22 protein-coding genes are annotated in these 23,686 nt (G+C 53.5%); 18 read left to right on the top strand and 4 right to left on the bottom strand.

Annotation, left to right across the window (positions count from 1 at the left end):
- Positions 1–20 precede the first annotated feature (20 nt).
- From RIN67_RS09690 to smpB, 6 genes are all read left to right on the top strand, one after another.
- On the top strand, positions 21–1,250 hold the full coding sequence (locus tag RIN67_RS09690; protein WP_313825896.1) for an LPXTG cell wall anchor domain-containing protein: 1,230 nt from the start codon (positions 21–23) through the stop codon (positions 1,248–1,250).
- A gap of 56 nt (positions 1,251–1,306) precedes the next feature.
- On the top strand, positions 1,307–2,863 hold the full coding sequence (locus tag RIN67_RS09685) for a ClC family H(+)/Cl(-) exchange transporter (protein WP_024747687.1): 1,557 nt from the start codon (positions 1,307–1,309) through the stop codon (positions 2,861–2,863).
- Positions 2,864–2,950: 87 nt separating this feature from the next.
- Positions 2,951–3,187 (top strand): preprotein translocase subunit SecG, encoded by a 237-nt coding sequence (gene secG, locus RIN67_RS09680; protein WP_024747688.1) that lies wholly within the window; start codon positions 2,951–2,953, stop codon positions 3,185–3,187.
- A 119-nt stretch (positions 3,188–3,306) separates the two neighbouring features.
- Complete coding sequence (locus RIN67_RS09675; RefSeq protein ID WP_264999397.1) at positions 3,307–4,056, top strand: alpha/beta hydrolase; 750 nt, start codon at positions 3,307–3,309, stop codon at positions 4,054–4,056.
- 13 nt (positions 4,057–4,069) lie between these two features.
- Positions 4,070–6,472, top strand: coding sequence for a ribonuclease R (rnr, locus tag RIN67_RS09670; protein ID WP_264999396.1), 2,403 nt, complete (start codon positions 4,070–4,072; stop codon positions 6,470–6,472).
- 15 nt (positions 6,473–6,487) lie between these two features.
- The gene (gene smpB / locus RIN67_RS09665) at positions 6,488–6,961 is read left to right on the top strand and encodes an SsrA-binding protein SmpB (protein ID WP_056944123.1); all 474 of its coding nucleotides are present in this window, start codon (positions 6,488–6,490) and stop codon (positions 6,959–6,961) included.
- 41 nt (positions 6,962–7,002) lie between these two features.
- Here smpB and RIN67_RS09660 read toward each other — a convergent pair whose 3' ends face one another.
- On the bottom strand, positions 7,003–7,572 hold the full coding sequence (locus tag RIN67_RS09660) for an LURP-one-related/scramblase family protein (RefSeq protein ID WP_264999395.1): 570 nt from the start codon (positions 7,570–7,572) through the stop codon (positions 7,003–7,005).
- A 178-nt stretch (positions 7,573–7,750) separates the two neighbouring features.
- On the opposite strand from RIN67_RS09660, the gene RIN67_RS09655 reads away from it, so the two are divergent.
- The 4 genes from RIN67_RS09655 (at position 7,751) to RIN67_RS09640 (ending at position 10,598) form a co-directional block, all read left to right on the top strand.
- Entirely contained in the window at positions 7,751–8,482 is a 732-nt protein-coding gene (locus tag RIN67_RS09655) for a uracil-DNA glycosylase (protein WP_024747693.1), read from the top strand.
- 31 nt (positions 8,483–8,513) lie between these two features.
- Positions 8,514–9,491 (top strand): phosphate acetyltransferase, encoded by a 978-nt coding sequence (gene pta, locus RIN67_RS09650; protein ID WP_264999394.1) that lies wholly within the window; start codon positions 8,514–8,516, stop codon positions 9,489–9,491.
- A 101-nt stretch (positions 9,492–9,592) separates the two neighbouring features.
- A complete protein-coding gene (gene tsaE / locus RIN67_RS09645; protein WP_264999393.1) occupies positions 9,593–10,069 on the top strand; it encodes a tRNA (adenosine(37)-N6)-threonylcarbamoyltransferase complex ATPase subunit type 1 TsaE in 477 nt (158 codons plus the stop codon).
- Complete coding sequence (locus RIN67_RS09640) at positions 10,062–10,598, top strand: GNAT family N-acetyltransferase (RefSeq protein WP_264999392.1); 537 nt, start codon at positions 10,062–10,064, stop codon at positions 10,596–10,598. Before tsaE ends, RIN67_RS09640 begins: the two co-directional genes overlap by 8 nt.
- Before the next feature lie 64 nt (positions 10,599–10,662).
- Here RIN67_RS09640 and RIN67_RS09635 read toward each other — a convergent pair whose 3' ends face one another.
- Both RIN67_RS09635 and RIN67_RS09630 read right to left on the bottom strand, forming a co-directional pair.
- Positions 10,663–11,199, bottom strand: coding sequence for a 3'-5' exonuclease (locus tag RIN67_RS09635; protein ID WP_024747697.1), 537 nt, complete (start codon positions 11,197–11,199; stop codon positions 10,663–10,665).
- Positions 11,200–11,225: 26 nt separating this feature from the next.
- Complete coding sequence (locus tag RIN67_RS09630; RefSeq protein ID WP_024747698.1) at positions 11,226–11,990, bottom strand: exodeoxyribonuclease III; 765 nt, start codon at positions 11,988–11,990, stop codon at positions 11,226–11,228.
- Between the two features lie 615 nt (positions 11,991–12,605).
- Between RIN67_RS09630 and murB the strand changes: the two genes are divergently transcribed.
- Entirely contained in the window at positions 12,606–13,520 is a 915-nt protein-coding gene (murB, locus tag RIN67_RS09625; RefSeq protein WP_107740252.1) for a UDP-N-acetylmuramate dehydrogenase, read from the top strand.
- A 21-nt stretch (positions 13,521–13,541) separates the two neighbouring features.
- Positions 13,542–15,680: a cation:proton antiporter gene (locus tag RIN67_RS09620; RefSeq protein ID WP_264999391.1), complete on the top strand. Its 2,139-nt coding sequence runs from the start codon at positions 13,542–13,544 to the stop codon at positions 15,678–15,680.
- Positions 15,681–16,395: 715 nt separating this feature from the next.
- Here the strand turns inward: RIN67_RS09620 and RIN67_RS09615 are convergent.
- Positions 16,396–17,085 (bottom strand): DUF1361 domain-containing protein, encoded by a 690-nt coding sequence (locus tag RIN67_RS09615; protein ID WP_264999390.1) that lies wholly within the window; start codon positions 17,083–17,085, stop codon positions 16,396–16,398.
- Between the two features lie 224 nt (positions 17,086–17,309).
- Between RIN67_RS09615 and cdaA the strand changes: the two genes are divergently transcribed.
- From cdaA to RIN67_RS09585, 6 genes are all read left to right on the top strand, one after another.
- Complete coding sequence (cdaA, locus tag RIN67_RS09610) at positions 17,310–18,158, top strand: diadenylate cyclase CdaA (protein ID WP_024747702.1); 849 nt, start codon at positions 17,310–17,312, stop codon at positions 18,156–18,158.
- Positions 18,158–19,123: a CdaR family protein gene (locus RIN67_RS09605; RefSeq protein ID WP_024747703.1), complete on the top strand. Its 966-nt coding sequence runs from the start codon at positions 18,158–18,160 to the stop codon at positions 19,121–19,123. The genes cdaA and RIN67_RS09605 overlap by 1 nt, the downstream gene beginning before the upstream one ends.
- 34 nt (positions 19,124–19,157) lie before the next feature.
- Positions 19,158–20,513, top strand: coding sequence for a phosphoglucosamine mutase (gene glmM / locus RIN67_RS09600; RefSeq protein ID WP_264999389.1), 1,356 nt, complete (start codon positions 19,158–19,160; stop codon positions 20,511–20,513).
- 336 nt (positions 20,514–20,849) lie between these two features.
- Positions 20,850–22,664 (top strand): glutamine--fructose-6-phosphate transaminase (isomerizing), encoded by a 1,815-nt coding sequence (gene glmS / locus RIN67_RS09595; protein ID WP_264999388.1) that lies wholly within the window; start codon positions 20,850–20,852, stop codon positions 22,662–22,664.
- Between the two features lie 169 nt (positions 22,665–22,833).
- A complete protein-coding gene (locus RIN67_RS09590; protein WP_263862306.1) occupies positions 22,834–22,956 on the top strand; it encodes a hypothetical protein in 123 nt (40 codons plus the stop codon).
- Positions 22,957–23,113: 157 nt separating this feature from the next.
- Positions 23,114–23,653, top strand: a complete 540-nt coding sequence (locus RIN67_RS09585) for a hypothetical protein (protein WP_264999387.1) — start codon at positions 23,114–23,116, stop codon at positions 23,651–23,653.
- Positions 23,654–23,686 lie beyond the last annotated feature (33 nt).

The raw sequence follows: 23,686 nt of genomic DNA, 5'->3' as shown, positions 1-23,686 counted from the left end.
TATCGAAGGAGGCGTCAAGGATGATGTGGAAAAAGTGGATATGGGGACTGAGCGTGGCGATTGCCGGCGTTTGGGGGAGTTTCGGGGCAGTTGCGGCCCATGCAGACGAGGCCCACGCGGACGAGTGTCAGGTGAATTACCGGATTTTAGCTTGGAATTCAGACGGTAGTAAGGCTGACTATATTTATAAGACGGTGAAGGTCAAGCAAATTGGAGAGGCGAATGGGCTCGAAAAGCTTAAGTTCATGGGCGTGGCGCCGCGTTTAAGTGAGGTCTACAAGCAGGATGGACGAAAAATGGTTGAATGGATTTATAATAGTCGGCAAAATCAACTCAAGGTAAACGTGATGACGTTCTATCCCCGAGACTTGAAATGGCATACAGACGCCGTCTATCCCAGCTTAGGAGGCTACGTACTGCCCCATCCTGAAAAGGGTTATCAGGTCAAAAAAGTTGAGGGCAATCAGCGGGTGGTCCAGGAGAATCAGACTGTGAGGTTTATCTTTGAAGTCATCGGGAGTGCCCCGGTTACGCCGAACCAGCAACCTGAACCGGATTCGTTGCCGGAGCCACTGGAGCCGAAACCGGGAGTGGACGCCGGACCAGACTCGGAAGTGGGGCCGGAACTCGTTGTCAAGCCGGGATCAGAGTCCAAACCAGGCGTGGTTACGCCAGACCCACAACCGAGCCCAGGATTAGTAGCGCCGGCAGAGCCACAAGTCCCGACCGTGCCGTTGCACCCACAGCCAGCGCCAGTGGTCCCCGAGCAACCAATTGGACCAATTGAGTCCGGGAATCAGCGACCATTGAATCCAGACGCACAGCCTGGCCCACCGGTGATGACGGTGCAGCCGGAGAACTCGGTACCAGTGGGTTCTCACCCAGTTCCGCAACTTGACGTACGCCCCAGCCGTCCCCGGCTCCCGCACACGGTCTTTTCGCCAACTGCGGTTACGGCGGCAGCTACGGGGCATGCATCTCAGTCGAAGCGCACTCGTCGCCCAGCGCGGCCATCAATGGATGGTACAAGCGCAGATAGTGTGGCCCACGCCCTAGACTGGCCAGAGGTCCCCGCAACTGATGGGAGCTGGTCTCAGCATGGCTCCCGGGCTAAGCACTCACAGTCACGAGCACAGTCGGCGAATCGCTTGCCACAGACCAGCGAACAGGCCCCAACGACCTGGGCGTGGGGTGGCCTACTGGCGTTAGGTTCGCTGGTTGGCTACCGTTACCGACGATTACGTCACTAATGACGCCCCAATCTGTGATAAACTAGGAACAGACTATTTTCTGGGGGCATGTTTGAATGGAAAAGCAGGAAAGGACGCAGCGTGACTTTACCCGTCTGCGTGCCATCGGGTTCGGAAGCCTGGTGGGATTAGGGGCTGGCTGTGTCGTAAGCTTGTTTCGTCTTTTAATTGAACACCTATTGACGATCATGCAGGTCGCGTACGGCTGGTTGGGGCAACATCCGCTCTGGCTGGTTCCGTGGGCGATTCTTTTGGTGTTAGTGGCCCTATTCATTGGGCACCTAGTTCGTCAAGAACCCATGATCAAAGGGTCCGGGATTCCCCAGATTGAAGGCCAATTGGCTGGCGACCTTGATTACCACTGGTGGCCGGTACTCTGGCGCAAGTTTGTGGGTGGCGTACTTGGAATTGGGTCAGGCCTTTTCCTAGGGCGGGAAGGGCCTTCGATTCAATTGGGCGGCACCGTTGCCCAAGGGATGGCGGCACAATTAAAGCTAACCGGCCGTCGCCGGCGACTCTTTATCGCGGGTGGGGCCGCTGCGGGATTATCCGCGGCGTTTAACGCCCCCATCGCTTCGACACTCTTCATTCTCGAAGAGGTCTACCACAGTTTCTCGACGTTGGTCTGGGTCACCTCACTGACCAGTGCCGTGGTTGCGGATTTCGTCTCCAGTGAGGTCTTCGGACTGACGCCCGTGTTGCACATCGCTTACCAGCGGGCCTTACCCCTTAAGTATTACTGGCTCTTATTGATTCTAGGGGTCGGCCTGGGGCTGTTAGGCTACGTCTACCAGCAGGGGACGCTACATGGCGGCTTCTTATACGCCAAGTTGACTTGGTTGCCCCGGCGGTTCGATGGCGTGATTCCGTTCCTACTCGTGATCCCGGTTGGGCTCTTATGGCCCATTACGCTGGGTGGGGGGAACCAGATGATCGTGACCTTTGCGCAACATACGCCGCTATTATTTCCGCTGATTGGCTTCTTTGTCCTGCGGCTAGCCTTCTCCATGATCAGTTATAATTCTGGGCTACCCGGTGGCATCTTCTTGCCAATCTTGGCTTTAGGGGCGCTACTAGGGGCCATTGGTGCGCGGAGCTTTAACGCCGTGGGCTGGTTACCGACGGCCTATATTGCGAACTTCATGATCTACGCGATGGCCGGTTACTTTGCCGGCATCTCCAAGGCCCCCTTCACCGCGATCCTGTTGATTACGGAAATGGTCGGGAGCCTGGGGCACCTCTTGCCCTTGGCGGTAGTGTCCATTATTGCTTACATTACGGTGGATTCACTAGGTGGCGCGCCCATCTACGAAGCGTTGCTCGAGAAGTTGGTTACCCCAGCAGATCCCAATGCCAGCGGGCTAAGCGACCGGGTCGAGTTCGCGGTCGGAGAAGATTCCGCCTTGGCGGGCGTCCAGGTTCGTGATATTATGTGGCCGAAGGATGCGTTATTAGCCAGTGTCCGTCGGGGCGAACGGCAGGTGATTCCCCACGGGGATACTCTGATTCGTGCCGGGGACAGTTTGGTGATTCTGACGTATCAGCAGAACCGCGCTTATGTCCGGCAGGAAATGCAACGAATCGCGACTTTACCCCCGCATTTTCAGGATTGAGCGAGGGTAAGACTGGTAAAACGGCGCTGATTATGATAGATTAGGGAGAGTATAGTTAGACCTATTCGATAGGTAGGAGGCAAATTTGTGTATAATTTTTTGATGACCTGTATTTTAATTGTCAGTGTTTTGATCATTATTGCAGTTATGATGCAGCCCGCTAAGACAAACGATGCTTTGTCGGCACTGTCCGGTGGTGCGGATGATCTTTTTGCAAAGCAAAAGCCCCGTGGGTTTGAAGCCTTTATGCAAAAAGTCACAGTTGTCTTAGGTGCAATCTTCTTTGCACTGGCACTGGCTTTAGTATATCTTTCTTCACACTAGAGATTTAAGCCTCCTGTCACGATTCAGCGCAGGAGGCTTTTTAGTAAAATTCGCAGTTTTAACGAGCTGACGAACCAATTTAAACAGACTATTTCGATAGCGGAAAGTGGTGGTTTTACATGATTCGAAAACCAACCCCGCTCTTTTTCGAGCAGGGTCCTCACGCGGTAATCTTACTGCACGCCTATTCGGGTAGTTCTAACGACATGCGGCTATTAGCGCGCCGGTTAGAAAGCGAAAACTATACGGTTTTGGCGCCCATCTTTACGGGTCACGCCACGGGTGATCCGGCCGACATCTTAACGGCTGGTTCACCGCAACAGTGGTGGCACGATACTCAGGCCGCGATTCAACAGTTACGAGATCGCGGTTACCAGCAGATTGCCATTTTTGGGCTGTCGCTGGGGGGATTGTTTGCGACCCGGGCGTTAATGGAAGACCCTCAATTAGTGGGTGGTGGGACGATTGCGTCGCCCGTCATCTTCCGGGGGCAGACGAACGTTCCTGCGGCCTTCATTCAGATGGCCCGGGAGACTTATCGTCAGGCAAAGATTGTCGGGGAAAAACAGGACCAGAAGGTGGCCTGGTTACAGGACCGCTTGACAGCTCAACTCACGGCGATTCAGGCCTTTGCGGATACCACAGCGACCCATCTGGACCGGGTGACCCAACCCGTGTTCATTGCCCAGGGGGATGCCGATCAGATGATCGATCCCCGTTCAGGTAAGTGGCTCGCCGAGGCGTACCCGCAGGACCAAGTGACGTTCCACGAGTATGCTGGGGCTGGTCACGTGTTGACCGTTAATTCGGCCCATCACGCCCTAGAACAAGATTTACTGACGTTTTTACACCTAATCTTTGAAAAATAATGAGGAATTCATAGTGCAAGATAATTTAAAAAATGATTTAACAGCGTTCTTCCGCGCACATGCGGACGAAACTTATACAGTTGAAGACATCTCAGATGCCTTACATTACCATGGTTCAGCGGCGTTCAAGCTGATTGTCCAGGAACTGGCCCAACTCGAACGAGACGGGTTAGTTCAGGTGACCGAACACGGCCATTTCCAGTTAGACCCTAGTCAGAAGATTCTGAGTGGGACCTTCCACGGCAACGACAAGGGCTTTGGCTTCGTCCAGTACGATCCCGATAAGATCGAACCAGACGCTTACATCGCTCCCGACAACACCATGCGGGCGTTGAACGGCGACACGGTCAACATTGAGATTGTGCGTGCCGGCGACCCCCGGACGGGCAAGGGCCCCGAAGGTAAAGTCGTGGCAATTACGGAACGGCATTACGAACAAGTTGTGGGTGAGTTCATCCAGACGGACGACGATGCGGGTTACGTGGGTCAAGTTCGGCTAACGGACAAGAAGTTATTGAAGTACAAGTTTTACGTGACAGCTGTAGGACTCAAGCCGACTCCGGGTGAAGTGGTCACGGCTGAGATTACGGAGTACCCCAACGATGCTCACCCAGAAGCCATGGTGGGGATTGCGAAGCAGGTCATCGGGAGTGTAGATGACCCCGGAATCGATATCTTGGAAATCGTCTACCAACACAACATTCCAGCTGAATTTCCAGAAGAAGTGTTGCAAGCGGCCGATGAGATTCCAGACCACGTCTTACCCGAAGAAGCCAAAGGCCGAGAAGACATCACGGACCAGAACCTGGTCACGATTGATGGTGAGTCCTCGAAAGACTTGGATGACGCGGTCACTGCGTGGAAGTTGCCTAACGGTAATTACCATTTAGGGGTTCACATTGCGGACGTGTCCCACTACGTCAAAGAAGGTTCCTTGATCGATCAAGAAGCTTACAAGCGTGGGACCAGTGTCTACCTGACTGACCGGGTCATTCCAATGTTGCCACGGCGGTTATCGAACGGAATCTGCTCGTTGAACGAAGGCGAACTGCGGTTATGCATGAGCTGTGAGATGGAAATCGACCATGAAGGGAATGTGGTCAAGCACCGCATTCACCCATCCGTGATGCGCTCTAAGGCGCGGATGACCTATACTGGTGTGAACCAGATTCTGGAAGCTCATGATCCCGTTACCATGGACCGGTACAAGGAATTAGTTCCGATGTTCGAAACCATGGGTGACCTGCACCGGATTCTCTTGAAGCACCGGAAGAACCGGGGCGCCATTGACTTCGATGACCGGGAAGCTGAAATCATCGTGGACGACAAGGGCCACGCAATTGACGTGAAGTTACGGACGCGGGGCTTGGCAGAACGGATGATTGAATCCTTCATGCTAGCTGCTAACGAAACGGTCGCGGACCACTACTTCCGGGCAAAGGTACCGTTCTTATACCGGGTCCACGAAACGCCAGATGGCGACCGGGTTCGGAGCTTCTTCGAATTCTTGACGGCCTTCGGGATCAACGTTAAGGGTGACCCGAACCACTTGCGGCCTAAGATGCTGCAAGGCGTTCTGAAGCAAGTTGCGGGTAAGCCGGAAGAAGCCATGGTTTCCGTGATGATGTTACGGAGCTTGAAGCAGGCTCGGTACAGTGACCAATCCTTGGGACACTTCGGGTTAGGGGCGGAATTCTACACCCACTTCACCTCACCAATTCGGCGGTACCCAGATACCATGGTTCACCGGATGATTCACTACTACGCGGATCACGGAATTAACCAGGCTTCTAAAGAGAAGTTTGGTCCCATCTTGGAAGAGATTGGGACGCACACGTCTGAAATGGAACGGCGGGCAATCGACGCTGAACGGAGCACCAACGACATGAAGATGGCCGAATACATGGCTGACCATGTGGGTGAAGAGTTCGACGCGGTGGTCAGTTCTGTGATGAAGTTCGGGATGTTTGTGGAATTGCCGAACACGATCGAAGGCCTGATCCATATCAGCCGGATGCAGGATGATTACTACGAATACGTTGAAAAGTACCTGGCCTTAGTCGGTCGGAACACGCGGCGGACTTACCGGATTGGCCAACCAATTCGGGTCAAGGTGATCCACGTGGATAAGGAACAAAGTGAAATCGACTTTGATCTGTTGGATCCGGAAAAGGCGCCGGTCAGTGACTTGTTGCCTCACCGGGAACACCGGTCTCGTGGACGCTTCGGCAATAACCGGAACAACCAGCATGGTAATGGCCATAATGGTAACGGTAATAACCGGAACCACCGCAATGGCAATCACGGCCAACGGACCAGCAACAATAACCGGTCAACGGATCATCGTGGGCACGCCGGGAATAACCACCGCAATGGTGGTCAGAACCGGGGCGGCCAAAACGGTGGCCGGCACTAAGCGAGGTGAGCACACTTGGCTAAAAAGAAACCGAAAAAGACGCCGGACAACCTGCTTGCGCAGAACCGGAAGGCCCGGCACGACTATGCCGTGACCGAAACGGTCGAGGCGGGATTGGTGTTGACCGGAACCGAGATCAAGTCCGTACGGGAACGGCGAATCAATCTTCAGGATGGGTTCGCGCAGATTCGCAACGATGAGGCTTGGTTGATGAACGTCCACATTAGTGAGTATGTTCAAGGAAACCGGTTCAACCACGACCCGTTGCGTAACCGGAAACTGCTGTTGCATAAGAAGCAGATTCACCGGTTGGGGTTGGCCACACAGGATAAAGGGGTCACTTTGATCCCACTGAAGGTCTACCTCAAGCACGGGTTTGCGAAGGTCCTGTTAGGGGTCGCCCATGGGAAACGCGAGTACGATAAGCGTGAGTCTCTGAAGCGGCGCGAACAAGACCGGCAAATCGCCCGGGTCATGAAACATTATTAAGCGTTAACGATTAAAGGAGCCCCAATCACCAGTGCTGGTGATTAGGACTCCTTTTTGACGTGGGTTTGGTGCGGGGTGAATGGGAGTGGTTCGGACGCCATCCCTGGGTTCCAACCCCGCCGTTTGATCAGCTGGAGGCTATGTTGTTGACGCTTGGCCCAGCGGTCGAGGATGGCTGCTAGGCAGATGACCAGTCCTTCATGACTGGTCTGGTCGACGGTCAGGACCACCGTGGCCCCGCTATCGGTGACCCGGCTAATGGTCGCAATCAGGTCGCGGCCGTGGTAGATACGAAACTTCCCGCTGTTAAGGTTCCCCATAATGACCCAGTTGAGCCCCCGGACGAAGAGCACTTCCCGGATGACCCCCAGAGTCTTGCTGACCCGGCCCACAGTCTGTCGGTGATAGACCAGCCGGAAGCGGGGGAGTAACCCCAGTGATTCTTGGCGGACCTCCGCCTCCAGTGACCCATCAATCAGGTAGACGGTCAGGACGTCGGAACGCAGGCCCCACTTACCGACTAAGAGATAGCGTGATTGGTTGTCCGCGTCCCGAATCACTGTTGTGGCTCGGGCGGACAGTGCGGCCTGGTTCAGATAGAGTTGACGCATGACGCGGGACACCTCCTTCAATGGTGTACTGGCTTCTGCTCGTAGGGGGTGACGCGGTGGTCGCCGGCCTGCGGGACAACTGGCACTAGTTTTCTTCATTTTACCATGTTTCGACCGGAACATTCGATAATATCATTTCGGAAAACATTATGATAGAATAAACCTTGAGGTGTTGGGAATGAAACCGTTTATTCATAATGATTGGTGGCCGGTACTAGAACCGGAATTTGAACAGGATTATTATCAAGAACTGCGCAAGTTTTTGGTCAGCGAGTATCAGCATTACCGGATCGACCCGGACATGTACCATATCTTTACGGCTTTTGAATGGACGCCGTTTAGCCAGGTCAAAGTGGTCATCTTGGGACAGGACCCCTACCACAATCCGGGCCAGGCTCACGGTTGCAGCTTTTCTGTGTTGCCGGGGACCGCGGTGCCACCATCGTTACAGAATATCTACAAGGAACTGCAGGATGATGTGGGCTGTACGCCCGTTAACCACGGTTACCTGAAGAAGTGGGCCGACCAGGGCGTCTTGCTCCTGAACTCGATCCTGACGGTGCGGGATGGTGCCGCCTTTTCCCATAAGGGACATGGCTGGGAGCGTTTGACCGACGCGGCCATCTCGAAGCTATCCGAACGACCCGAACCAGTGGTCTTTATCCTCTGGGGGGCAGCGGCTCGCTCGAAGATCAGTCTGATTGATACCAAGACCAACATTGTCTTGCAATCACCACATCCGAGTCCGTTATCCGCTTACCGGGGGTTCTTCGGATCAAAGCCGTTTTCCAAAACCAACATCGCATTAACATCATTAGGCGAGACCCCCATCGATTGGCAGTTACCGGCACAGGTGACGGTCGATACGACGGGGCCGGATACCCATTCGACACAAGCAGAAGAGAATTGATTCGTAGGATATTTTATGGAGGTCATCATCTATGGAGCTTTTTGATAGTCTTAAGCAGAAAATTACGGGACAACATAAAACCATCGTCTTTCCAGAAGGCGAAGACGCACGGGTACTGGGGGCGGCTAGCCGTCTGGCCAGTGACGGGCTGATCAAAGCCATCGTCTTAGGGAAGCAAAGCGAAATCGACGCGACAGCCCAGGCCAATAACATCGACCTTAAGCCGCTGACGCTCTTGGACCCTGAGAACTTACCAGCTGACCAACACCAGGCCATGCTGGACGCCTTAGTAGAACGGCGGAAGGGCAAGAACACGCCGGAACAAGCCAAAGAGATGCTGAAGGACCCGAATTACGTCGGGACCATGATGGTCTACATGGACCAGGCTGACGGGATGGTTTCCGGAGCGGTCCACCCAACTGGGGACACGGTTCGGCCAGCCCTGCAGATTATCAAGACTAAGCCTGGTGTTCGGCGGATTTCTGGAGCCTTCATCATGCAAAAGGGTGACCAACGGTTCGTCTTCGCGGACTGCGCCATCAACATTGAACTGGATGCCCCTGGCATGGCAGAAGTAGCCGTAGAGAGTGCACATACGGCCAAAGTCTTCGACATTGACCCTAAGGTCGCTCTGTTGAGCTTCTCCACTAAGGGTTCCGCTAAAGGGGACATGGTCACCAAGGTCCAGGAAGCCACGAAGTTAGCCCAAGAAGCAGCACCAGAACTGCCAATTGATGGCGAACTGCAATTTGATGCAGCCTTCGTGCCAACCGTTGCGGCCCAAAAGGCTCCTGGTTCAAAGGTTGCCGGTCACGCCAACGTCTTTGTCTTCCCTGAATTACAATCGGGGAACATTGGCTACAAGATTGCCCAACGCTTCGGTGGCTTTGAAGCCATTGGCCCGATCCTGCAAGGTCTGAACAAGCCTGTCTCTGACTTATCGCGGGGATGCAACGAAGAGGACGTATACAAGGTCGCCATCATTACGGCGGCTCAATCATTAGCTTAATGACATAAACCCTAACCGGTAAGATACCCGGATTGCGCTTCGGCGTTAATCCGGGTATTATTTGTAAGGAGACAAATCTGTGAGATAAAAGGGGTCATCATATGTTAGAAATCACGGTTACTAGTCCTGAGAAGACCATGGCGCTGGGGCGGCAACTCGCACCGGGACTGCAACCCCGCGACGTTATTCTCCTCGATGGCGATTTAGGTGCCGGCAAGACCACGTTTACCAAAGGGCTTGCGGCGGGACTCGGCATTCAACGGAACGTCAAGAGCCCGACCTTTACCATTATTCGCGAATATCAAGGCGGTCGGTTACCGCTCTACCATATGGATGTTTACCGCTTGGAAGACGGCAGTGGGGATGAGCTGGGCTTAGAAGAGTACTTCAACGGTGACGGGGTCAACGTCATCGAGTGGTCGCAGTTTATTGCGGATGAACTGCCCAGCGAGTATTTAAGAATCGTCTTCAAGCGTGACGACGCGGCGGGCGAAAATCAGCGAACGTTGACGTTTGAACCGCACGGCGCGCACTTTGAAGCGTTGGTTCGGCAGGTGGAGGCGGATCCAGATGAGTGAAAACGATGAAGTAGCGATTCGGTTGCCCGAAGCGGCCGATGCCGGGCCACTCTTAAAGTTACTAGAACGCCTGCAACAAGAGAGCGATACCTTCACGTTAGCGGATGCGGATGATCCCATGAGCGCCGTTCAAGAAGCGGACCAGTTGGCCCAGATCGAACGGTCAACGTCCCACCTGCTACTGGTGGCGAGCTTGGGCTCCCAACTGATTGGGGTCCTGTCGATTGCCTCGACCCCTCAGGGCAACGTGGGGGAGTTAGGCCTGGCCGTGAAGAAAGCCTACTGGCACCAAGGTATTGGGACGGCGCTGGTGGATGAAGCTCTGTACTGGGCACAGACGGCGAGTTCGCTAGAGGCCATTGGATTGATCGTACAGACGCGCAACGTCGCGGCCATGCGACTGTATCAAAAGATGGGCTTTGTCCGGACCAGTACGCCGCCCGAAACCGTGCGGGATGACGCGGGAAAGCCGGTAACGGCTGTAGAAATGGTCTTCCCGTTAACGGATACCGATAATACGTCAAAATGACCATAAAAATACCCTCGTCAGGTGTACTGGCGAGGGTATTTGACTGTTCAATTGAATGGGGTGCCTAGGCGGTCACCTTAACGAACGACTTAAGCGGTTGGGTGCCGAAGTGGTTCGCCTGGTAGAGGAGAATGTTGGCACAGGCCAGACTATCGTCGAGCGCGTTGTGGTGATGGTGTAGGTCGATGTCCAGTTCGTTGCAGACCGTATCTAGCTTGTGATTGGGAAATTCAGGGAAGAACTTCCGACTGGTCTTGACCGTGTCGAGGGTCAGGTACCGTGCGGAGGGCAGGTGGTAGTGTTCGAGACTGCTCCGCAGCACCCCGTTATCGAAGGGGGCGTTGTGGGCAATCACCAACCGGTCCCGTTGGAAGAACGGTGCCACGTGCTCCCAGACTTCTGGAAAGGTGGGGGCGTTGGCAACGTCGGCTTGGTGGATCCCGTGAATCTGCACGTTACGCCAGAAGAAGTCCGTATCGGGCTTGATCAGTGAGTAGAATTCATCGACGACTTGGCTGTCGCGGACGATGGTCAAGGCAAGTGAACAAGCACTGTAGCGTTTACCGTTAGCTGTTTCAAAATCCATGGCAACAAAATTCACGTGGCGTGCTTCCTTTCAGTGAAAAATTAGACGGTGAGCCCGTCGATCACCAGTTCTACGGGACAATGATCAGATCCCATGACTTGGTCTAGAATTTTAGCGTCTTTTAACTGAGATTGCAAGCGATCGCTGGTGATGAAGTAATCGATGCGCCATCCAGCGTTATTGTCCCGGGCGTGGAACCGGTAGCTCCACCAGGAATAGTGACCAGTCACGTCGGGGTAGAAGTACCGGAACGTGTCGGTATACCCGTTGCTTAGCAGGTGGGTGAACTTGTGACGTTCGTCATCGGAGAACCCGGCGTTATGGTGATTGGATTTAGGATTCTTCAGGTCGATCTCTTGGTGGGCCACGTTGAGGTCACCGCAGAAAATCACGGGCTTTTGCGCGTTCAGTTGGTTGATGTAAGCGAGAAAGGCCGTTTCCCAGCCCATGCGGAAATCTAGGCGTTTGAGCTTAGTTCCCGAATTAGGGGTGTAGCAGGTCAACAGGTAGAAGTCCGGATACTCGAGGGTGATTGCCCGGCCTTCGTGGTCGAAATCGGGGGCGTCGATGCCGTAGTGGACACTCAGGGGCTTGTGCTTGGTGAACAGCGCCGTCCCGGAGTACCCCTTACGTTCGGCGTAGTTCCAATATTGATAGTAGCCCGGCAGGTCCAGGTCAATCTGGCCCGCTTGCAGTTTGGTTTCTTGCACCCCGAAGAAGTCGGCATCCAAGTCCTGAAAAGTATCTACAAATCCCTTTTTCACAATGGCCCGCAGACCATTCACATTCCAAGAAATAAATTTCAACAAAAGCACCTCCAAAGAATCCTTAGGAATCTGCCCAGAAACAACATTGTCGGGTGAATCCGGCCCCGGTAGCCGATTGGCAGGGCCGTGACGCCAGTGGGCACGACTTTAAGCCGCGCAAAACCCGCCCGTCTTAAAGCTCGGCCTTAGCCTAAGCCGAGAAGACCACTCGGCTAACGCTAATTTCACCGGCTGGGCCCTATCGGCTACCGGGGCCTCACGTTGGTGCACCGAACCGCCGGTGCAAAGTGCAATTACCCGTAAGTATTAGCCGTGAGGACGGTCAGCCAGGGATCAGCAGTGAAATTTGACTTGGGGAGCGTTTCTCAGCTGCCCTAGTCAAAGGTCCAGCTTCGAGACCGCTCTTTGGCTCGAAGTGGTGCCCACTGCGTTCCAGCCCTGGCTGGCCGTCCGGTAAGGCGATGGTTACCACTATTGGTTGGTTCTGGACAGTTCCTAGTATACCAGAAAATGGGAGGTGACCGCTTTCGGGGCCTTCAACGTGTTGTTTGACGGGAATTCATGATAAAATGGTTCTATGAGTGTCAACCACGTTCGGCCTGAGAGTTGGTCTAACGGGCGGAATTTTGGTGAAACGAAGGGATACGAACAATTATGATGGCAGAAGATCTTGCAACAGTTTTTCCAGCAATTGAAATTTTGCGCCATGAGCCCTTGGCGCACTACACCCACACGAAAACCGGCGGGCCGGCCGATTACCTGGCCTTCCCGACTAACATTCAAGAAACTAAGTCCCTGTTAGCGTACGCAAACCAGGAACAGTTACCCGTAACGGTCATTGGGAACGCCAGTAACCTGATCGTGAAGGATGGCGGGATTCGTGGCTTGGTCATGATTCTGACCAAGATGGATCAGATCACCGCCGATGCCACCCACCACACGGTGACGGCAGCGGCGGGGGCGGCCTTGATCAAGGCGACTCAGGTTGCTCAGGCCAACGCCTTGAGCGGTTTCGAATGGGCTGCCGGGATTCCCGGCAGCGTTGGCGGAGCCGTCTTCATGAACGCGGGAGCCTACGGTGGCGAGATCAGCAACGTAGCCACTTCCGTCGAAGTCTTGACGCCGCAGGGTGAGATTCGCACGCTGTCGTTAGCGGAGATGGACTTCGGGTACCGGCACAGTTCCGTGCAGGATTACCACGACATCGTCCTGGCGGCGACCTTTACCCTAACGCCGGGTGAGAAACCGGCGATTCAAGCCCAAATGGACGAGTTGAATGCACGGCGAGCGGCCAAGCAGCCCTTGGAGTTACCGTCTTGTGGCAGTGTCTTCAAACGACCAACGGGCCACTATACCGGTCAGCTGATTCAAGAGGCCGGTTTACAGGGCTTGAAGTGGGGCGGCGCGCAGGTGTCGACCAAGCATGCTGGGTTCATCGTGAACATCGACCACGCGACCGCAACGGATTATTTAGACTTGATTCACCATATTCAAGCTGTCATCTGGGAGAAGAACCAGGTGCACTTGGAGACCGAAGTTCGGATCATTGGTGAAGACCCACAGGCATAGTCTCAGAAGGGGGGACCTCATTTGCCCATAGTTGAAGCAGTGATTTTACTGATTGTGTTAGTCCTCCTATCCAATATCATCAGTCACTACCTCACGTTTATTCCAGTCAGTCTGATTCAGATTGCCCTGGGCCTGATTGTGGCTCTGACTTGGCATTTTCAGATTCAGTTGGAAACTGACTGGTTTTTACTCTTATTTATTGCGCCCTTGTTGTATAACGATGGGCGCCGCTTCCCACGACGCGAATTATGGCGTCTGCGGGGGCCGATTTTTGCCAACGCAATTTGGCTAGTCTTCTTGACCACCATCTTAGGGGGCTACTTGATCTACTGGTTGATTCCTAAGATGCCGTTGACCGTGGCCTTTGCGCTGGCAGCCATTCTTTCACCCACCGACCCGGTGGCGGTGCAGTCGATCTCCAAGCAAGCTAAGTTACCGGAGAGCCTGATGCACCTGGTCAGCGGGGAAAGCCTGATCAACGATGCCAGTGGCCTGATTGCCTTTAAATACGCAATTGCGGCGACCGTGACCGGGGCCTTCTCCATGGGGACCGCGGTCGGTGACTTCTTCTATATCAGTATTGTCGGATTCTTAGCCGGCCTGATTATGATGACCGCCATCCAGTTATTGATGGACGTGTTACGCCGGCAAGGCATCGACGACGTGGTCTTTAACACGGTGCTGCAGTTGGCCACGCCATTCGTGGTTTATCTGGTGACCGAAGAAATCACCCATGCATCTGGGGTGATTGCGGTGGTCACGGCGGGAGTCTTATACCATGCTCGGGAGAGCCAAGTGGTCGAAGATTCACCAGAATTAAAGCTGGTGACGGAAAAAGTTTGGGATATTATTATCTATTCGTTGAACGGAATCGTGTTCGTGATTCTGGGAATCGAATTGCCCGTAGCGACCTCGCAAGTCATCAAGGGCGGCCAGTTCAACACTGGCGAAGCCTTCCTGTTTGCGGTCGGCACCTGGGTGGTCATCCTGGGGATTCGGACGGTCTGGACCTATGGTTACGTGCTGGTTAAACGTCTGCGGGATCGTAACGCCGACCGGCCTAGTTTCCGTACCGCCATCCTATCGGGACTCTCCGGGGTTCGGGGAGCCGTGACCATGGCCGGGGTTCTCTCGGTACCGTTGACCATCGCGAGCGGGGCGGGGTTCCCGACCCGGTCGTTGATGTTGTTCGTGGCCTCCGGAGTGATCATCATTAGTCTGGTCGCGGCAACGGTCACGTTACCGTTGATTTCGAGTTCCAGTCAGCCCCTTCAGACGCGGGCGAGTGTCAGTGATGACCTTAACGACGATCTGGACTTGGCGGACGAAGATGATGATTTTGACGACCTGGATGATGGCGTGCGGCAGATCAGTGAAGACGAAGCCCGGGCCTACATCATGCGGCTAGCGATTTCTAAGATTGAGGAGTTACGGCGGCCCATTAATCAGCGGGCGGCCTACGACTTGATCTTGGATTACCAGTTTGTGATTCGGCGGCTCGAGATGAACTACCGGGCGGATGCCACCATGCAAAAGGTCTTGAGTGACGAATTACAGCTCCGGCAAGTTGCTATTGATGGTGAGCGCGTGGCGTTAAAGGCGATGCGCAAGAATGAACAGATTACCCAGACCAGCTACGTTGGGGCGGTGCGGAGGATTGAACGGTTAGAGAGCCGGCTAACGCAGGCGACTGGCCGAACGTTGCCCAGTGTGATGCGGTACTGGATTCAATTCTTTAAGCACCTGTTCCGGAATACGGCGTACTGGTTGCATTCGGAAGATACGGACCGGCTCCACGCGGAAGGCAACCTAGTAGAACGGGAGACGTCGAAGGCGGCCATTAAGGCACTGTCGCAGTATCTAGCCAGAGAAGACGTAGATGAGACCCAGTTCGATAACCAGGCCATCTACCACCTGATCGTGCATTACCGGAATCGAATCGAGCGGGCTAAAGCGGCCGCGGGACCGTCCCACGAGGACGAGTACCAGCGGCAGTTCAACAAGCTGCGGATTCGGGCGTTAAGTGCCGAACGGGCGGGGATTCAATCGCTCTTGGAAGCGGGCAACATCTCGTGGACTATGGCGACGCATCTTCGGCAATACGTCAATTACGCGGAAAACGTGCTGGTGATGTCCATGAATAACGACGAGGGCGAGTAGTCCTTAAAATGACAAAGCAAAGCTCGGTAAAACCCCAACGGTTTTACCGAGCTTTTTTGAGTTGCCGTGGCCTATGTGGCACTGAAGATTGAACAGTCGCATCGCTTTATTAGAACCAGTCTTAAAACAATACCGTGGTGATGATTGTCCGTCCCCTCGGCTTACAGTCGTGTTAACTATAATCGGCACACGAGATATGCTAACAGGCCGTGGCCCCCACTCATATTGGTGACGACTATGATCAGTTAAAAGACACGTTCTAAACAGGATAAGCTCACAGTGATCGTTTACATAAATTAGACCGTCAATCGCTTGCATTCATAGCATAAACCAAGCAAGTGTATGATGACGCATACTGCGAACTCGAGGTCCAATCAGGTTTACACGTTATCATCTGATTTTAACAGTCCCACCTGGTGATATTTCCAATTTCAAGCGTCAAGAAACACTATATTTGGTACATTCAATTTAGCCGTGAGGTTGGGCCTGAAGAGGCTCAGTGGTGTCGTTTGGGTTAGTTAGCGTTTTGTGCTGGCTTACCCAAAGGCCAAACTTGAAGATCTGGGATTTTTAGGGCTTACGTCGTGCCCACCACACTCCAGCCTCTTCAGGACCAACCGGTAAGGCGGATGATAAGTCACAGTATCGTATTGTTTGAGACGTAGAAAAACGGAGCCTGAGATTGGTATCCCGGGCTCCGTTTGTTTTGGAAAGATTAGTCGTTGGTGGTATTGCGCGCAGTCATGATTAGGTGCAAGATCCAGTAACAGAAGAGCTGGAGGACCGTCATCAGGAGAACAAAGATCCAGAGGTGGTAGGTCCACATGGTCAATAATGGCTGAATGAATTGCTCCGGATTCAGGAATAAGTAGATGGTGTGAATCCGTAAGAAGCGACCGATGTAGACACCGATAGACGATAGTACGGTCAACGTCAGAACCACCAGTAAGCGAACCAGACCGTTACCTCGGGCGATGCGCTGAGCGATGCTTTCGCTGACGTAATTCAGGCTCCAGAAGCCTAAAAAGGCGCATCCTAGGGCACTGAGCATCATGTAGGTGAAGTAGATCCAGATATGCGGTGTGACCCGGAGCAGGCCGCTAGCGGCGTAAGGGTTCAGCAGCGATAAGTGGAACAAGTCGGTCAGCAGGTAGGGGGCGTTCGGATAGAACAGCAGCCAGATGATGACCAGGGGCCAGAAGAACCAGACCGCTTTGGGGCGGTGGGCCCCCAGGTGGAAGCTCAGCTCAATGGGGAGGTACCCCAGAAAGGTATTCAGCAGCAGGAAGGAGAACGGGTCGTGGACGCGGAAGAACAGGAAGCCCAACCACAGGGCAAAGACCCCCCGAATTTCCCATCGTGCGCGCTGATTCATGACCATCACCGTCCTTTCCCGTGAGTTCATTGCTCACCTCTTCTCTATTTTACAGCGAATAAGGTGGCAATTCTTAGAATACGCTCTCTATCTTACCAGAAAACTTTAAGGGGCTAGGAAACTTTGCGCGGTCTTAAGAAATTATGCAAATTTAGGACGAGATTCGCAAGAATTTGGTGGCATTGGGGAGAATTAAGGCGGAAAGATAGGGGCCGTGATATAATGAAATTTGAATTCGATTTGGAGGGGAAAAAATGAACCTAAATTGGGAAAATCTCCTAACGTTAGGAAATTTGGTCAACATTCTGGACATCCTCGTGGTCTGGTTCGTGATTTACGAACTGATTGTGATGTTGCGGGGGACCAAAGCCATCCAACTCTTCCGGGGTGTCATTTTGATCCTGGTGGTCAAGGTTCTGAGTAGTTACTTTGGCTTGAATACGGTGGCTTGGTTGATGGACCAAGTGATTAATTGGGGTGTCATTGCGGTCATCATCATTTTCCAGCCCGAAATTCGTCGGGGCCTGGAACATTTAGGCCGGGGCTCGTTATTCGTGCGTATGCGGCATGAAAATGAGGCCGCTAACAAGATGATTGCTGGTCTGGATAAAGCCATCCAGTACATGTCCAAACGCCGGATTGGGGCGTTAATGACCATTCAGCAGGACACGGGACTGGAAGACTACATCGAGACGGGCATCACGTTGGACGCCGAGTTGACGGGTGAATTACTGATCAATATTTTCATCCCCAACACACCCTTGCACGACGGTGCGGTCATCATTCGCAACAACCGTATTGCCGTGGCTGCGGCGTACCTGCCGTTGTCCGAAAGCAACTTGATTCCCAAGGAATTGGGAACCCGTCACCGGGCAGCCGTGGGGATCTCGGAAGTGACCGATGCGTTGACCATCGTGATCTCCGAAGAGACCGGTGAAGTATCCATCACCAAGAACAATGAACTGTTACGGGGATTGACGCAGGAAGATTACCTGAAGTTCTTGCGGCACGAATTAGTGAACGAAGAGGCTGCGACGAACCATAACATTTTAGAGACCGCGTTGGATTGGATCGATCAACGCATTCATAGGGGGCGCAGGTAATGAGGAATGAGCACTATACCACCTGGGTCTACCGGATTCTCGCGCTGATTTTGGCTGTCCTGCTGTTCTTATACGTGAACAGTACCCAGTCGTCCAGTGGCCAACAGGCGACGAACTCGGGGAAGACCTCGTTGACGGCGACCAAGACGGTCACGGTCTCGGTGCCGTTACAGTTAAACGTGAATAGTAATAAGTACTTTGTGACCGGCTACCCGGAACGGGTCAAGGTGACGTTGAAGGGCCCGTTGGCGTTAGTTACGACGACGGCCAATACCCAGAATTTTAAAGTCTATGCCAGCCTGAGCGACTTAGGAACGGGGAAGCATCGGGTGACCCTGCATCAGGAGGGGCTCAATCGCGAGATTCAATCCACGATTAGTCCGGAAAAGATCACGGTGGATATTGAACCCCGCCGGACGGTCTCGTTCCCCGTCAAAGTGCGCTTTAACCAGCAAAACATTGCGGCGGGCTACACGGCTGGAAAACCTACCACGGATGTGACCAGCGTGAAGGCGACCGGGGCGGCCAACGAAATCGCACGGGTCAGCCAAGTCATTGCCCAGTTGTCGGTCCCACAGAATACCAAGAAGACGCTGAATAGTCAGGCGGTAATCGAGGCGCTGGACAAGAGTGGGAAGACGGTCAACGTGATTTTGACGCCGTCGACCACGACGGTGAACTTGCCGATTACGTCCAAGGGTGCCAGCAAGAAAGTTGATGTGAAGCTAAACGCCAAGAACGGCGCGTCCGGAAAGACGTATAAACTAAGTAGCAGCACGACTTCCGTGAAGGCCTTTGGCAGTTCGGCGCAATTAAAGGCGTTGGATAATTGCCAAGTCGATGTGGATGTGAGTGATGTGAAGCGCCAGGCGACTAAGACCGTGACCTTAGATACCAACGATAATGATGTGACGGCGTTTGATCCCGCCACCATTAAAGTCACGGTCAAGGCCAGTCAGAAATAGAGAAGTTAATCTTGAGAAATGAGGAGTTTTTGTCATGAAATATTTTGGAACTGATGGTGTCCGGGGAGTCGCAAACCAAGATTTGACGCCCGAGTTAGCGTTTAAAGTCGGCCGGTTTGGCGGTTACGTCTTGACCCAGCACGCCGATAGCGAAAATAAGCATCCCCAGGTCTTAGTAGCCCGGGACACGCGAATCTCCGGTCAATTGCTGGAGAACGCCTTGGTAGCGGGTTTACTGTCCGTAGGGATCGAAGTTCTGCGGTTAGGCGTGATTACCACGCCAGCCGTTGCGTACTTGGTTCGGACGCAGGGGGCAGCAGCTGGGGTCATGATCACGGCCTCCCACAACCCCTCCGAATACAACGGAATCAAGTACTTCGGTAACGATGGCTTCAAGCTGTCCGACCAGATGGAAGAAGAGATCGAAGCCTTATTGGATGCGCCACAAGACGACCTCCCACGGCCTTCTACGGATGGTTTAGGCGTTGTGGAGGACTACTCCGAAGGCAGCCAAAAGTACATCCAGTTCTTGGAACAAACCATTTCCGATGAGCTGAGTGGCCTGCACATCGCTGTCGATTCCGCAAATGGAGCCACCAGCGGATTGGTCTCCCGGTTATACGCGGACTTCGACCTGGACTTCGATACCATGGCGACGTCCCCTAATGGCGTCAACATCAACGACCAAGTCGGCTCAACGCACCCCGAGAACTTACAGAAGTTCGTGGTCGAAAAGGGTGCCCAAATCGGGCTGGCCTTCGACGGTGACGGTGACCGGTGTATTGCGGTCGACGAACAAGGAAACTTGGTCGACGGGGATAAGATCATGTACATCTGTGGGAAGTACATGGCGGAGCACGGCCGGTTGAAGAAGGACACCATCGTCACCACGGTGATGAGTAATCTGGGGATGTATAAGGCCATGGAAGCCCATGGCTTGAAGTCCGTGAAGACCAAGGTCGGAGACCGGTACGTGGTCGAAGAAATGCTGAAGTCCGGGTATAACTTGGGGGGCGAGCAGTCCGGCCATGTGGTCTTCTTAGACTTCAACACCACGGGTGATGGTCTATTGACCAGCCTGCAGCTGTTGCATGTCCTGAAGGCAACGGGCAAGAAGCTGTCCGAGCTGGCAGCGGATGTGACGACTTATCCTCAGAAGTTAGTCAACGTGAAGGTGGCCGATAAGCAAGCGGCATTGAACAACCCGCAAGTTCAGGCCATGATCGCCACGGTTGAAAAAGAAATGAACGGTGATGGTCGCATCTTAGTTCGGCCTTCCGGGACGGAACCCCTATTACGGGTGATGGCGGAAGCCCCAACCGAAGAGGCCGTTGCGACCTACGTAGAACGTATCGCGGATGTAGTTCGGGCCGAAGTCGGTATCGACTAACATCGATAAAACAGTATCATGCATCGTGAGTCAGCCCGCAGGAGGTCGTCTTCTGCGGGCTGATTTGTCGTCTGAACGGTTAAGCGAGGGGCAAGGCACAAAACGCGGGATGCCCAGAATTTTCAGTGGTCTTAAGTAAATATTAAAAGCCTGATATACCATTTTAGCTTTTATTAATTGACAACCCTGCTGGAAGGCTGTAAAGTATAGTCATTCAGGAATAGCTTTCAGATTGTTTCAGTCTATACCAATTTTCATGAAAGCTCGTTCATTGACCTACTAAATTAATCCGACCGCCTGTTTTTCAGAAACCGGTCGAGCAAAGGAAGACGAATTATGTGTGGAATTGTTGGGGTTACGGGAAACGATAATGCCGTTAAAATCTTAGTGGAAGGTCTCCAAAAGTTGGAGTACCGGGGCTATGACTCTGCTGGAATCTACGTGAACGATCAGAAGGGCAACGACTACTTGGTCAAGACCAAGGGCCGGATCTCGCAATTACGCGAAAAGATCACGCCGGACGTTCACGGATCCACGGGGATCGGCCATACGCGGTGGGCGACGCACGGTGTGGTGAGTGTGGACAATGCACACCCGCACTTTTCGAACGACGACCGCTTCTACTTGGTGCACAACGGTGTAATCGATAACTTCCAAGAAATCAAAGCGCAATACTTAAGCGACGTACCTTTTAAGAGCCAAACGGATACCGAAGTCGTGGTTCAATTGATTGACAAGTTCGCCGTAGAAGACCACTTGGACGCCAAGGCGGCCTTCTTAAAGGCGTTGGGCCTGTTGGAAGGCTCATACGCTTTCTTACTGATGGACCGGGAACAACCCGACACGCTGTTCGTAGCCAAGAACAAGAGTCCTTTACTGATCGGGGTCGCTGACGGTTTTAACGTGGTCTGCTCCGATGCCATGGCGATGTTACGGGAAACCCATGACTTCTTAGAAATCATGGACGGTGAAGTGGTGACGGTCACGCCAGACACGGTGCACATCCAGGATGCGGCCGGCAAGACCGTTGAACGGAAGCCATACCACGTCGACATGAATGCTGACGAGACGGACAAGGGAACCTATCCTTTCTACATGCTGAAGGAAGTTGACGAACAACCTAACGTGATGCGGAAGTTGGCCCAGACTTACCTGTCCGAACACGGTGAACCACAAATCGACGACAAGCTGATCAAGGCCATGCAGGCGGCTGACCGGTTGTACATTGTGGGTGCCGGGACCAGTTACCACGCCGGCTTGATTGGGAAGCGGCTCTTTGAACGCTTAGCCCACATCCCAACGGAAGTACACGTTTCTTCCGAACTCGCTTACGAACAACCTATGCTGTCCGATAAGCCATTCTTCATCTTCTTGACGCAGTCCGGGGAAACTGCGGATAGTCGAGAAGTGCTGGTCAACGTTAACGACGCGGGTTACCCAAGTCTGACGATTACCAACGTCCAGAACTCAACGTTGTCCCGGGAAGCGAGCTACACGCTGCTGTTGCACGCCGGCCCAGAAATCGCCGTGGCTTCGACCAAGGCTTACACGGCGCAGATTGCGCTGGAAGCCATCCTGGCTAAGGCGTTAGGTGAAGTTAACGGCCAAATCATTGCCCAGAACTTCAACGTTCGGCAACAGTTGGGCTTAGTCGCAACGGGAATGCAGGCGATCGTGGACGAAAAGGCCACGATTGAAGCGTTGGCGAACGACTACCTGATGAAGTCACCGAAGGCCTTCTACATTGGCCGGGGAATCGACCACGCGGTTTCGTTGGAAGCGGCGTTGAAGCTCAAGGAAATCTCCTACGTCCAAGCTGAAGGGTTCGCTTCTGGTGAACTGAAGCACGGAACGATTGCCTTGATTGAGGACGGTACACCAGTGATCGGGTTCATCACGCAAGCCAAGACGGCTGGCCTGACGCGGAGCAACTTGCAAGAGACCATGGCGCGGGGTGCGAACACCATGACCATCGCCCGGCAGGGGTTAGCCATCGAAGGTGACAACCTAGTACTGCCTGACGTTGACGAGATGTTGATGCCACTCTTGAGTGTGGTGCCTGCTCAGTTACTGGCTTACTACACCAGCTTGAACAAGGGCTTGGACGTGGATAAGCCCCGGAACTTGGCCAAGAGTGTTACGGTTGAATAATGTGAAATGAAGAAACGGTTGGGCCACGGGGCTCAGCCGTTTTTTTAGGCCTAGGGATGTGGTTGATTGGGGTGTCTAACGGAGGAACGGGCGAACGTAAATCTTGCGTCCAGCCGCGTTTCGTTATATAGTATTTGCATAACACAACGGAAAGGGAGGCGACGAAAGCATGAAATATACTAAACGAGAAAATTCCCGGAAGAACCAGAAACAGCGGGATGCGACTTTCGAAAAGTTCCGGAAACAACAGAACGCATTAAGCGCCGACCGACGTGGCGATCGACGGAAATAAGGGAGACGGTGTCTAAGGCACCGTCTTTTTATTTTGTTGAAATACTCTGCCATCAGTTTAGATAGTGGACTTTACGGGAGACTGAGGTTGTGTGAGCCCTAAATTACAAAGTGGGTCAATTAACGCGTATAATGGGGCGTAAAGGGGGATGCGCAAAATGAGACATTTTGAACGGATCATGTTAGGACTCGTTGCGTTAGTGGCGGGGATGCTTTTGTGGACGGGACAAGCCACCCCAGCGGCCGCAGCGCGTCATTACACCACGACGCCTACGAACTTACGGGGAGATTGGATTACGCCGTTGAACGGGGGCCAGCAGGTACAGCGGATCATCGTGACCAAGTATACGGTCATGGGGGTCGTGCAGAACCAGCAAGGCAAAGTGGTGAAGGCTTGGCGCGTAAACGGCAAGTTATTTTTGAGCAAGAAGAGTAAGAAGACCCAACTCTACGTTTCCAAGAAGACTGCGGCAGGGTACCGGACGATTGGGGCCCGGAAGGTCAAGAGTCAGCGCTTCAAACTGAAGGTTGGCAAGACGTTCCTGAAGTTCCCAACGTTAAGACGGCCCGCGACGGCGAAGACCGACGTTCAGACCTACTTTAAGACCGCGGATTTACCGGCCATCCAGAAAGTGGTCGCCGATGCCAAGACCCAGTTGGCGGCTCAGGAAGCGGCCCAGCAGGCAACTCAGGCCTGAGACTATAGTAAAAATGATGACTAACCAGAGCCC

Origin of the sequence: Levilactobacillus namurensis (assembly GCF_032197885.1) — a bacterium.
Classification (GTDB): Bacteria; Bacillota; Bacilli; order Lactobacillales; family Lactobacillaceae; genus Levilactobacillus; species Levilactobacillus namurensis_A.
This window is presented reverse-complemented; position numbering and strand designations above follow the sequence as displayed.